General features: G+C 68.1%; 10 protein-coding genes. 3 read left to right on the top strand and 7 right to left on the bottom strand.

The genetic code is table 11. From position 1 onward, the window contains the following. Nucleotides 1–75: 75 nt before the first annotated feature. From AC3WOE_RS20115 to AC3WOE_RS20085, 7 genes are all read right to left on the bottom strand, one after another. Nucleotides 76–1,440 (bottom strand): MFS transporter, encoded by a 1,365-nt coding sequence (locus AC3WOE_RS20115; RefSeq protein ID WP_492692949.1) that lies wholly within the window; start codon nucleotides 1,438–1,440, stop codon nucleotides 76–78. Nucleotides 1,441–1,504: 64 nt separating this feature from the next. Further along, the gene (locus AC3WOE_RS20110; RefSeq protein ID WP_492692948.1) at nucleotides 1,505–2,944 is read right to left on the bottom strand and encodes an aldehyde dehydrogenase family protein; all 1,440 of its coding nucleotides are present in this window, start codon (nucleotides 2,942–2,944) and stop codon (nucleotides 1,505–1,507) included. A gap of 13 nt (nucleotides 2,945–2,957) precedes the next feature. After that, on the bottom strand, nucleotides 2,958–4,286 hold the full coding sequence (gene gudD, locus AC3WOE_RS20105) for a glucarate dehydratase (protein ID WP_492692947.1): 1,329 nt from the start codon (nucleotides 4,284–4,286) through the stop codon (nucleotides 2,958–2,960). Nucleotides 4,287–4,313: 27 nt separating this feature from the next. Beyond that, complete coding sequence (locus AC3WOE_RS20100) at nucleotides 4,314–4,793, bottom strand: nuclear transport factor 2 family protein (RefSeq protein ID WP_492692945.1); 480 nt, start codon at nucleotides 4,791–4,793, stop codon at nucleotides 4,314–4,316. A 2-nt stretch (nucleotides 4,794–4,795) separates the two neighbouring features. Next, entirely contained in the window at nucleotides 4,796–5,758 is a 963-nt protein-coding gene (locus tag AC3WOE_RS20095) for a Bug family tripartite tricarboxylate transporter substrate binding protein (RefSeq protein WP_492692944.1), read from the bottom strand. 34 nt (nucleotides 5,759–5,792) lie between these two features. Beyond that, complete coding sequence (kdgD, locus tag AC3WOE_RS20090) at nucleotides 5,793–6,704, bottom strand: 5-dehydro-4-deoxyglucarate dehydratase (protein WP_492692942.1); 912 nt, start codon at nucleotides 6,702–6,704, stop codon at nucleotides 5,793–5,795. 127 nt (nucleotides 6,705–6,831) lie between these two features. After that, nucleotides 6,832–7,557 (bottom strand): FadR/GntR family transcriptional regulator, encoded by a 726-nt coding sequence (locus AC3WOE_RS20085; RefSeq protein ID WP_492692940.1) that lies wholly within the window; start codon nucleotides 7,555–7,557, stop codon nucleotides 6,832–6,834. Nucleotides 7,558–7,674: 117 nt separating this feature from the next. Between AC3WOE_RS20085 and garD the strand changes: the two genes are divergently transcribed. The 3 genes from garD (at nucleotide 7,675) to pgm (ending at nucleotide 12,014) form a co-directional block, all read left to right on the top strand. Then, the gene (gene garD, locus AC3WOE_RS20080; protein WP_492692938.1) at nucleotides 7,675–9,270 is read left to right on the top strand and encodes a galactarate dehydratase; all 1,596 of its coding nucleotides are present in this window, start codon (nucleotides 7,675–7,677) and stop codon (nucleotides 9,268–9,270) included. A 72-nt stretch (nucleotides 9,271–9,342) separates the two neighbouring features. Beyond that, on the top strand, nucleotides 9,343–10,278 hold the full coding sequence (locus AC3WOE_RS20075) for a ketopantoate reductase family protein (protein ID WP_492692937.1): 936 nt from the start codon (nucleotides 9,343–9,345) through the stop codon (nucleotides 10,276–10,278). An 83-nt stretch (nucleotides 10,279–10,361) separates the two neighbouring features. Beyond that, entirely contained in the window at nucleotides 10,362–12,014 is a 1,653-nt protein-coding gene (gene pgm / locus AC3WOE_RS20070; RefSeq protein ID WP_492692936.1) for a phosphoglucomutase (alpha-D-glucose-1,6-bisphosphate-dependent), read from the top strand. The last annotated feature ends 145 nt before the right edge of the window (nucleotides 12,015–12,159 follow it).

Raw genomic sequence — 12,159 nt, 5'->3', positions numbered from 1 at the left:
CTAGAAATCCGTCATGAAAGACCCGTGACGACGGGCTTGCGAGGAGCTTGCTGTGGCGCCCTCGCCGCAGGCCGGTCAGGCCTGCTTTCTCAGTTCGAAGCGCTTGATCTCGCCGACGACGAAGAGGTAGCAGCAAACCGCGATCAGCGCATTCGCGGCGACGAAGACCAGGGCCGCGTTGAACGAACCCGTGCCCTTGATCAGATAGCCGATGACGATGGGCGTGGTGATGCCGGCCGTGTTGCCGAAGGTGTTGAAGAGGGCGCCCGACAAGCCCGAGATCTCGCGCGGCGAGGTGTCGGACACGACGGCCCAGCCCAGGGCGCCCAGGCCCTTGCCGAAGAAGGCCAGCGACATGATGGCCACGACGACGGCGGCGCTGTCGACGTAGTTGCACAGGATCATGCTGGTGGACAGCAGCATGCCGATGACGATGGGCGTCTTGCGGGCCATGGTCAGGCTCTTGCCCCGGCGCAGCAGCGCGTCCGAGATCAGACCGCCGAGCACGCCGCCCGCGAAGCCGCAAATGGCCGGCAGGGCCGCGACGAAGCCGGCGTTCAGGATGGACATGCCGCGTTCCTTGACGAGGTAGACGGGGAACCAGGTCAGGAAGAAATAGGTCAGCGTGGTGATGCAGTACTGGCCCACGTAGACGCCCATCAGCATGCGGTTGCTCAGCAGCTGCTTGATGTAGCCCAGCTTGGGTGTGTTGGGCGCGAAGCTGCGGCTCTGGGTGCCGGGCTGGTCCATGTTGACCAGGGCGCCGCCGGCGGCGATGTAGTCCAGCTCGGCTTGGTTGATGCCGGGATGGGTCCTGGGCGTGTAGACAGCCTTCATCCACACCAGGCTGAGGGCCACGCCCAGCAGGCCCATGACGACGAAGACGGCCGGCCAGCCGTAGCTGTGCGTGATCCAGCCCATCAGCGGCGCGAACAGCACGGTGGCGAAGTACTGGGCCGAGTTGAAGATGGCCGAGGCCGTGCCGCGTTCGTTGGCCGGGAACCAGGCCGCCACGATGCGACCGTTGGCCGGGAAGGACGGCGCCTCGGCCGCGCCGACGAGGAAGCGCAGCGCGAACAAGGTGACGACCGCCAGCCCGACATTGGCCGTGATGAAGCTGATGCCGCCCTGCAGCAACGTGAACACCGACCAGATGCAAATGCTGCAGGCATAGACCAGCTTGGAGCCGAAGCGGTCCAGCAGCCAGCCGCCGGGCAACTGCGCGATCACATAGGACCAGCCGAAGGCCGAGAAGATATAGCCCATCGTGACCGCGTCGATGCCCAGCTCTTTCGAGAGCGCCGGGCCGGCGATGGAGAGGGTGGCGCGATCGGCGTAGTTGATCGTCGTGACGACGAAGAGCATGGCCAGGATGGCGAAGCGCTTCTTGGTGCGGCTGGCGCTGCTGGCGTGAGCCAGTGAGGCGGTGGCGGTGTTCATGGGTTGTCTCCGGGCAATGCAGCGGCTCCGCCTTCTGCCGGGCGGTGGTGCCGAAAGGGGTTGATCAGGCTTGCGTGTAGGCGGTCTTCACCGTCGTGTAGAACTCGGCGGCATGGCGGCCCTGCTCGCGCGGGCCGTAGCTGCTGCCCTTGCGACCGCCGAAGGGCACGTGATAGTCCACGCCCGCCGTCGGCAGGTTGACCATGACCATGCCGGCCTGCGAATGGCGCTTGAAGTGGGTGGCGTGCTTGAGCGAGGTCGTCGCGATGCCCGCGGACAGGCCGAACGGCGTGTCGTTGCTCAGCGCCAGGGCGTGCTCGTAGTCTTGGGCGCGGATGACACTGACGACGGGGCCGAAGACTTCCTCGCGATTGATGCGCATGGCGGCCGTCGTCTCGGTGATGAGGGCTGGCGTCAGGTAGAAGCCCGGTGCGCCGTCGGCGTTGCGCTCAATGCGCTCGCCCCCTTGGGCCAGCGTGCCGCCTTCGGCCTTGGCAATACCGATGTAGTCGGTGTCCTGGCCGAGCTGGCTGGCGTCGACGACGGGGCCGATGTCGGTGCCGGCCTTGCGCGCGTCGTCGATCTTCAGCGCCTTCATCTTGTCGACCATGGCCGCGATGAAGCGATCGTGGATGCCTTCGGTGACGATGAGGCGCGAGGAGGCCGTGCAGCGCTGGCCGGTGGAGAAGAAGCCGCTGTTGACGGCCGCGTTGACGGCCACGCCGAGGTCGGCGTCGTCCAGCACCACCATGGGGTTCTTGCCACCCATCTCGAGCTGGAACTTGGCCATGCGGGACACGCAGGCCGCAGCCACCTTCTGGCCCGTGCCGACCGAGCCGGTGAAGCTGATGGCCGCCACGCGCGGGTCGTTCAGCAGCTTCTCGCCGACGACCGAGCCGCGGCCCATGACGAGGTTGAAGACGCCGGCCGGCAGGCCCGAGCGCGACAGGATTTCGGCCAGGGCCCAGGCCGAGCCGGGCACCAGGTCAGCCGGCTTGAAGACGACGCAATTGCCCCAGGCCAGGGCCGGCGCGATCTTCCAGGCCGGGATGGCGATGGGAAAGTTCCAGGGCGTGATGAGGCCGACGACGCCGATGGCTTCGCGCGTCACTTCCACGCCGACGCCGGGGCGCACCGAGGGCAGGCTCTCGCCGCCCGGGCGCAGGGCCTCGCCGGCGAAGAACTTGAAGATGTTGCCGGCGCGGACGACTTCGCCGATGGCCTCGGGCAGGGTCTTGCCTTCCTCGCGGGCCAGCAGGTCGCCCAGCTCGGCGCGGCGGGCCAGGATCTCGGTGCCGACGGCGTCGAGGATGTCGAAGCGCTGCTGCGGCGTCGACAGGCTCCAGGCCGGGAAGGCGGCGGTGGCGGCCGTGATGGCCAGCTCGGCCTGGGCGGCGTCGGCCTGCGCGTATTCGCCGACCACGTCGCGAGTGTCGGACGGGTTGATGTTGCGGGAGACGCCGTGGCCGTCGAGCCACTCGCCGTTGATGAGGTTCTTGAACATGATGGAGGTGGTCTTAGCGGTCCAGTGCGGGGCGCTTGGGGTTGAAGGTCCAGCCTGGGATCAGGAACTGCATCGCGATGGCGTCGTCGCGTGCACCCAGTCCATGCTGCTTGTAGAGCTGGTGCGCATTCTCGACCTGGGCCATGTCCAGTTCGATCCCCAGGCCCGGCTTCTTGGGCACTTCCACGTGGCCGCCGACGATCTTCAGCGGCTCCTTGGTCAGGCGCTGGCCGTCCTGCCAGATCCAGTGGGTGTCGATGGCTGTGACCTTGCCGGGGGCCGCGGCGCCGACGTGGGTGAACATGGCAAGCGAGATGTCGAAGTGGTTGTTGGAGTGCGAGCCCCAGGTCAGGCCCCAGTCGCGGCAGGTTTGCGCGACGCGCACCGAGCCGGCCATGGTCCAGAAGTGCGGGTCGGCCAGCGGGATGTCCACGCTCTGCAGCGACAGCGCGTGGGCGAGCTGGCGCCAGTCGGTGGCGACCATGTTGGTGGCGGTGAGCAGGCCGGTGGCGCGGCGGAATTCGGCCATGACCTCACGGCCGGAGAAGCCGTCTTCGGCACCGCAGGGGTCTTCGGCATAGGCGAGAACGCCGTGCATGTCGCGCATCAGGCGGATCGCGTCTTTCAGCAGCCAGCCGCCGTTCGGGTCCAGCGTGACGCGGGCCTGCGGGAAGCGCTCGTGCAGGGCGCGGATGGCCTCCACCTCTTCCTCGCCGCGCAGGGCGCCACCCTTGAGCTTGAAGTCGTTGAAGCCGTAGCGCGCGTGGGCGGCTTCGGCCAGCTTGACGATGGCCTCGGGCGTCATCGCGGCTTCGTGGCGCAGGCGGCACCAGTCGTTGTCGGCGCCCGGGTCGCTGTCGTAGGGCAGATTGGTCTTGGTGCGGTCGCCGACGTAGAAGAGATAGCCCAGCATCTCGACCGAGTCGCGCTGCTGGCCTTCGCCGAGCAAGGCCGCGACCGGCACGCCGAGGTGCTGGCCCAGCAGGTCCAGCAGGGCCGATTCGATGGCCGTGACGGCATGGATGGTGGTGCGCAGGTCGAAGGTCTGCAGGCCTCGGCCGCCGCTGTCGCGGTCGGCAAACGTCTGCTGGATCTTCTGCAGCAGGCCCTGGTGGGCGCCGATGGGCTGGCCGACGACCAGGCTGCGAGCGTCTTCCAGCGTCTGGCGGATCTTCTCGCCGCCGGGCACTTCGCCGACGCCGGTGTTGCCGGCGCTGTCGGTCAGGATCAGCAGGTTGCGGGTGAAGAAGGGCGCATGGGCGCCGCTGAGGTTGAGCAGCATGCTGTCACGCCCGGCGACCGGGATGACACGCAGCTCTTTGATGACGGGGGTGGAATTCATGGGATGTTCAGGGATGGGGGTCGCAGGTCAGGACAGGGTCACGGCCTGACGGGCCAGCAACTGCCAACCGCTGCTGCCGCGCAGCCACACGCTCAGCACTTGCAGATGGACTTTCGTCGGCGGCTTGCCGGCGGGGCGGTTGTCGGCGTCGAAGACGTGGCGGACGCTGGCCACGTCGCCCACCACGCTCACGGTCTGTGCACTGAGGTCGATGCGGCCGAAGGCCGAGCTGCCACTCACCAAGGCCTGGGTCAGACTGGCCTTGCTGTCCACCTTGCCGCCCGAATGGCCGTAGCTCAGGCGGTCGTGCAGCAGCAGACCCAGGCCGGCCGCGTCGGGTTTCAGCATCAGTTGGGTCAACTGGTCGACGGCCGCCGCCACGGCGCGGCTGTCGTCCGGCGCGGCTTGTGGGGCCGGGCTGGCGCAGCCGGTCAAGAGGGCGAGGGCGCCCAAGCCCAGCACCCACTGGCGGCGCAGCTCCGGGGCCATGGCGGGTAGGCGGCGCATGCTCAGTCCGCGGTGATCTTGCGTTCGGTGATCACCTTCTTCCAGCGCTCGAACTCGGCGGCCTGGAAGGCGGTGAACTGCTCGGGCGTGTTGGCGACGATCTCGAAGCCCTGCTCGATGAGCTTGGGTTTCACGTCGGGCGCGTTCAGCGTGGCGACGATGCCGGCATTCAGCCTGGCCTTGATGTCGGCGGGCAGGCCCTTCGGAGCCGCCACGCCTTGCCAGGAGTACACCTGCAGGCCCTTGATGCCCAGCTCGTCCATGGTCGGCACCTCGGGCAGCACCGGCGAGCGCTTGGCACTCGTGATGCCGAGCGCGCGCAGCTTGCCGGCCTTGATCTGCGGCAGCGCGGTGTTGATGTTCATGAAGCTGGAGTCCACCTGGTTGCCGAGCAGGTCGGTCATGACCGGACCGCCGCCCTTGTAGGGGATGTGCAGGCCGGTGGTGCCGGTCTGCTGCCAGAAGAGTTCGGCGGTGATGTGGTCGCTGCTGCCGTTGCCGGAAGAGGCGAAGCTCATCTTGTCCGGATGGGTCTTCAGGAAGGCCAGCACCTCGGCCATGCTCTTGTGCGGCGACGCGGCCGGTACGACCAGCACATTGGGTGCCTGCACGGCGACCGTGATGTAGTCGATGTCCTTGGTCGGGTCGTAGCCGACGTTCTTCAGCAGGTGCGGGCCGATGACCAGGGGGCCGAGAGAGGAGACGAGGATGGTGTAGCCGTCCGGCGCGGCGCGCTTGGCCGCGGCCGTGCCGATGGTGCCGCCGGCGCCACCGCGGTTGTCGACGACGAAGCTGGCGCCGAGCTTCTCCTGCAGCTTGTTGCCCAGCAGCCGTGCGATGGCGTCCGTCGACCCGCCGGGCGGGAAGGGCACGAGCAGGGTCACCGGCTTGGCGGGCCAGGCATCGGCCAGGGCGCCGGTCGCTGCAGCGAGGCTCAGCAGCACGGAGGTCAGCAGTCGCTTCATCGTGTTGTCTCCTTTGTTTTTGTCGAATAACGGCTTACTGCGGGCCGAGCTTGGAGATCAATGCACCGAGCTGGTCGACCTCGGCGGGCAGCAGGTCGGACAGCGGCGGGCGCACCGGGCCGGCGCCGTGGCCGACCAGTGTCGCGCCGGCCTTCACGATGGACACCGCATAGCCCTCGGCCTTGTTGCGGATGGCGATATAGGGCAGGAAGAAGTCGCGGATCAGGCGGTCGGTCGTCGCTGTGTCGTTGGCTGCATGAGCGTTGTAGAACTCCATCGCGGTCTTCGGAATGAAGTTGAAGACGGCGGAGGAGTAGACCGGGCAGCCCATGGCCTTGTAGGCGCCGGCGAAGACCTCGGCCGTGGGCAGGCCGCCCAGATAGGCGAAGCGCTCGCCCATCGTCTGGCGGATGGCGACGAACTTCTCGATGTCGCCCAGGCCGTCCTTGAAGCCGATCAGGTTGGGGCAGCGGTCGGCCAGCACCTGCAGCGAAGCCGGCGTCAGCTTGCAGGCGCCGCGGTTGTAGACGACGACGCCGAACTTGACGCTCTTGCAGACGGCCTCGACGTGGGCGACGAGGCCTTCCTGGCTGGCTTCGGTCAGATAGTGGGGCAGCAGCAGCACGCCTTGGGCGCCCAGGCGTTCGGCCTCCTGCGCGTACTGGATGGCGACGCGGGTGCCGCCACCGGCACCGGCCAGGATGGGTGTGCGGCCGCGGCAGGTGTCCAGGGCCACCTGGATGACCTCGCTGTACTCGCCCGGCTCCAGCGAGAAGAACTCACCCGTGCCGCCGGCCGCGAACAAGGCCGAGGCGCCGTAGGGCTGCAGCCACTCCAGGCGCTCGGCATAGGCCTTGGGCGCGAAGTTCAGCGCTTGATCGAAGTCGGTCAGCGGGAAGGACAGCAGGCCGGCTTCGAGGACGGCTTTGAGTTCTTGAGGCGACATGGGCGGGTCTCCGGGGGTGTTGGGATGACTGGGAGCTCGGCCAGCGCCGAGTTGCTTAAGTTGTAGGTCATCGTACAACTTAGATCAAATCCGGAAATCCTAGGGATAACCCGCAATCTGCGGTTCTTTACGAAGCTTCGGATTGAGCGCGGCGACGGCGCTCGCGGCTGTTGGAGAGGTGGGTGCGCATCGCAGCGCGGGCCGATTCGGCATCCTGGTTGGCGATCGCGTCCAGGATGTTCTCGTGCTCGGTGTTGACCCGCCGCATATAGGCCAGGCGCTCGGCACTCATGTCGCTCGCAGGCTCCAGCCGGGCGCGCGGAATGATCTGGGCGCCCAGCGTGGCCATCAGGTCGGCGAAGTGGCTGTTCTGCGTCGCGCGGGCGATCTCCAGGTGGAACTGGAAGTCGGCCGCCACCGAGTCCTGGCCGGCTTCCACCGCGGCGATCACCGCATCCAGCGCCCTGCGCAAGGCGGCAAGGTTGGCTTCGCTGCGGCGCTGGGCGGCCAGGCCGGCGGCCTCGGTTTCCAGCCCGATGCGCAGTTCCAGCACGGCGATGACGTCCTGCAGGGTGCTGAATTGCTCCGGCGTGATCTTGAAGGAGGGGCCATCGCCGGGGCCGATGACGAAGGTGCCGATGCCATGGCGCGTCTCGACCAGGCCGGCCGCCTGCAGCTTGGAAATCGCCTCGCGCACGACGGTCCGGCTGACCTCGAACTCCTCCATGATGGCCGCCTCGGTGGGCAGCTTGTCCCCGGCCTGCAGTTGGCCGGCGCGGATGCGGTCGCCAAGAGATTCGACCAGTTCGAGGGCCAGGGTGCGGGGCCGGCGGCGGGTGATGGGGGCGTGCATTCGCGGGTTTTCCCGGAGTCTTGAAGTGGTCAGGGCGTCTAAAGTGAGTTTAGTTGTACGACAACTAGACGACGTACAACAAGCCTTGTTTGCACTTTAGCCACTCCGACGCCGGATATGAATGCCGTTTCCCCTTCCCAACGCCCGCCGCTGACCATCCGCATGCGCGACGAGGACAACGTCGCCATCGTCGCCAATGACGGCGGTCTGCCGGAGGGCACGCGCCTGCCGGACGGCGTGCCGGGCGCTGGCCTGGTGCTGCGCGAGAAAGTGCCGCAGGGCCACAAGGTCGCGCTGCGCGACATCGCCGAGGGCGAGGTGGTGCTGCGCTATGCCGTGCCCATCGGCTATGCGCTGAAGCCCATCGCGGCCGGCAGCTGGGTGCATGAGCGCCTGCTGCAGATGCCCTCGGCCCGCGCGCTCGAAGGCCTGCCCATCGCCACCGTCAAGCCACCGGTCGCCGAGCCGCTGGAGGGCTACAGCTTCGAGGGCTATCGCAATGCTGATGGTTCGGTGGGCACCCGCAACATCCTCGCCATCACGACCACGGTGCAATGCGTCGCCGGCGTCGTCGCCCAGGCCGTGGCGCGCATCAAGGCCGAGCTGCTGCCGCACTACCCCAACGTCGACGACGTCATCGGCCTGGAGCACAGCTACGGTTGTGGCGTGGCCATCGACGCACCCGACGCCGTCATCCCCATCCGGACTCTGAAGAACATCTCGCTGAACCCCAACTTCGGCGGTGAGGTGATGGTGGTGAGCCTGGGCTGCGAGAAGCTGCAGCCGGCGCGCCTGCTGCCGCCGGGCAGCTTCCCCATCACCGATGAGCGCGACCCGGCGAGCGGCCCCGAGACCATCTGCCTGCAGGACGACGCTCACGTGGGATTCATGTCCATGCTGGACGACATCCTCAACAGCGCCAGGCCCCACCTTGAACGTCTGAATGCCCGCCGCCGCGAGACCGTGCCGGCCAGCGAACTCGTCGTTGGCGTTCAATGCGGCGGCAGTGATGCCTTCTCCGGCGTGACGGCCAACCCGGCCGTGGGTTTCTGCGCCGACCTGTTGGTGCGCGCCGGCGCCACCATCATGTTCAGCGAGAACACCGAGGTGCGCGACGCCGTGGAGCAGCTGACCAGCCGCGCCGCCACGCCCGAGGTGGCCGACGCCATCATTCGCGAACTCGGCTGGTACGACCGGTATCTGGACCGGGGCCGCGTCGACCGTGCCGCCAACACCACGCCCGGTAACAAGGCCGGCGGCCTCTCCAACATCGCCGAGAAGGCCATGGGCTCCATCATCAAGAGCGGCAGTTCGGCCATCTCCCATGTGCTGTCGCCCGGCGACAAGCTCAAGCGTGACCAGCGCGGCCTCGTCTACGCCGCCACGCCTGCCAGCGATTTCATCTGCGGCACGCTTCAGCTCGCGGCCGGCATGAATCTGCACATCTTCACCACCGGCCGCGGCACGCCTTATGGCCTGGCCGAATGCCCGGTCGTCAAGGTCGCCACACGCACCGACCTCGCGCGCCGTTGGCATGACCTGATGGACATCAACGCCGGCAAGATCGCCGACGGCGAGGCGACCATCGAGGAGACCGGCTGGGCCATGTTCCGCCTGCTGCTGGACGTCGCGAGCGGCCGCAGGAAGACCTGGGCCGAGCACTGGAAGCTGCACAACGCCCTGGTGCTGTTCAACCCGGCGCCGGTGACCTGAAACCACTCATCAGCGCGCTGCGCGGCAGCCCACTATGCTGGCTGCCCTCCAGATTCAGGCGACAGGACGATCATGCGCATCGCGATCATGGGCTCGGGCGGTGTTGGCGGCTATGCCGGCGCGTGGCTGCAGCAGGCGGGTCATGATGTGGTGTTCATCGCCCGCGGCGCTCACCTGGCCGCATTGCAGCGAGAAGGCTTGCGGATCGAGCACCCCGAGCTGGCGCTGCATCTTCCGCAGGTCAGCGCCACGGACGACCCAGCCAGCGTCGGGCCGGTCGATCTGGTGATCTTTGCGGTCAAGCTCTTCGACACCGAGAGTGCCGCTCGGGCCATGGCGGCGCTGGTCGGGCCCCACACGCGGGTGCTCACGCTGCAGAACGGCATCGACAGCGTGGCCATGATCCGCGCTCACCTCGATCCCTCCGCCACGGTGCTGGGCGGTGTGATCTATGTGTCCGCCGTCATCGCCCGGCCGGGTGTGATCCGCTCACCGGGTGGCCTGCACATGATCGTCGCCGATCGGCTGCGCGGCGATTCGACGCTGGCCGAGCTGGAGCGGACCGCGGCGGGCCTGGCTGGGCTGTCCGTGAAGCTCAGCGACAACGCGACGCAGACGATCTGGGAGAAGTTTGTCGCCCTGGCCTCGCTGTCCGGTGCCACGTCGCTGCTGCGCGCGCGCATGGGGGCCATCCTTGGCAATGCCGAGACGCGGGCCTTCCAGCGCCAATTGGTGGACGAAGCCGTTGCCGTGGCACAGGCCCATGGCGTGGCGATGCGCGCTGGTCTCGCCGACGAAATCATGAGCAAGCTCGTCGCGATGCCGGCGGCCTTTCGCTCATCAATGGCCGAAGACCTGGAGCGAGGCAATCGCCTCGAGCTGAGCTGGCTCAGCGGGCGAGTGCATGGCCTAGGCTTGCAACTGGGCGTCGGAACACCGGCGCACACGGCGGTGTACCGCGGCCTGGTGCTGCATGAGCATGGCGTGGCGCCGGTCGAAGCGGGATAGACCGGCGCTGTAGGCCAGGGCCTGCAAACCCAGGTGTAACAGTCCGGCACCACCGCTCGGCCGCGCTGGGCAGGATGCGGGGCATGAGTGCTGAACACCATCCGCTTGCCGGCCAAGCCGCGCCGCCCGACGTCCTCATCGACGTCGAGGCCCTGCGCGAGGCCTATTGCTCACGCCAGCCCGACCCGTCCTGCGCCGAGCAGCAGGTCAGCTTCGGCACCTCGGGCCATCGCGGCTCGGCCCTGGACGGCTCCTTCAACGAGTGGCATGTCCTGGCCATTACCCAGGCCATCTGCGACCACCGCAAGCAAAAGGGCATCGCCGGCCCGTTGTTCCTCGGCGCCGACACGCATGCCCTGTCCGAGCCCGCGACGCTGAGCGCCCTGGAGGTGCTGACCGCCAATGGTGTGGAAGTGATGCTGGCGCCGGCGGGTCAGTTCACGCCGACGCCGGCGGTATCACTGGCCATCCTCGAATACAACCTCGGCCGCGAGCCCTGGGCGCGCGCCGACGGCATCGTCGTCACGCCCTCGCACAACCCGCCGCGCGATGGCGGCTTCAAGTACAACCCGCCGCATGGCGGCCCGGCCGACAGCGACATCACCGCGGCGATCCAGAAAACGGCCAACGACTATCTGCTGCACGGGCTGAACGGTGTGCAGCGCAAGGACGCCGAGCGCGCCCGTGCCGCGCCGGGTTGCCATGTGCACGACTACCGCGCCCAGTACGTGGCGGCCTTGCCCCAGGTCGTGGATGTCGACCTCATCCACGCTGCGGGCCTCAGGCTGGGCGTGGACCCGCTCGGCGGTGCGGGCGTGGACTACTGGCCCGCCATTGCCGAGCGCTACCGGCTGCCTCTGACCGTCGTCAGTGAGGCGGTGGACCCGCGCTTCGCCTTCATGACGCTGGACTGGGACGGCCAGATCCGCATGGATCCATCCTCGCCCTGGGCCATGCGGCGCCTGACGCAATTGCGCGACCGCTTCGACATCGCCTTCGCCTGCGACACCGACCATGATCGTCATGGCATCGTGACGCGCAGCGGCGGGCTGATGCCGCCCAACCACTATCTCGCCGTCGTAGTGGACTATCTGTTCCGCCACCGGCCCGGCTGGCGCCCGGGGGCGGCCGTCGGCAAGACCGTCGTCACGTCGGCGCTGATCGAGCGCGTCGCCGAACGCCTGGGTCGCCGCCTCTTCGATGCGCCGGTTGGCTTCAAGTGGTTCTCGTCGGGCCTGCTGGACGGCAGCCTGGGTGTGGGCTGCGAAGAGAGTGCCGGTGCGTCCTTCCTGCGCCGCGACGGCCGGGTCTGGACGACGGACAAGGACGGCATCACCGCCGCATTGCTGGCTGCCGAGATCACGGCCCGCACGGGTCGAGACCCGGGCATTGGCTATGAGGTGCTGACCGAGACCCTGGGCAAGCCCTATGCGGACCGCATCGAGGGCCCGGCCACGCGCGAGCAGAAGCAGAAGCTGGCGTCCATGACGGCCGACGCCGTGACGGCCAAGACGCTGGCCGGCGATGAAGTCACGGCGGTGCTGAACCGGGCGCCGGGCAATGGCGCGCCCATCGGTGGCGTCAAGGTCTGCACCGCGGGCGGCTGGTTCGCCGCGCGGCCCTCGGGCACCGAGGACATCTACAAAATCTACGCCGAGAGCTGGCGCGACGAGGCGCATCTGCAGCGGCTGCTGCAGGAGGCCCGAACTCTGGTGGATCGCGCTTTGGGTGATTGATGTTTCCGGGCCGAGCGCCGGGCCGCTCCCTAGCCGGCCCGCGCAGGTGATGTGCTTGCGGATCGACGCCGCAAGCATCGCCGTCCCCTCGGGGGACCGATCGATCTTGCCCGCGTGCAGCGGGGCAAGAGCGGGCGAGGGGCTC

The sequence above is a fragment of the Roseateles sp. FW305-36 genome (genome assembly GCF_058787015.1).
Note: the sequence above shows the minus strand (reverse complement) of the source record. Positions and strands in the feature narration are given on the sequence as shown.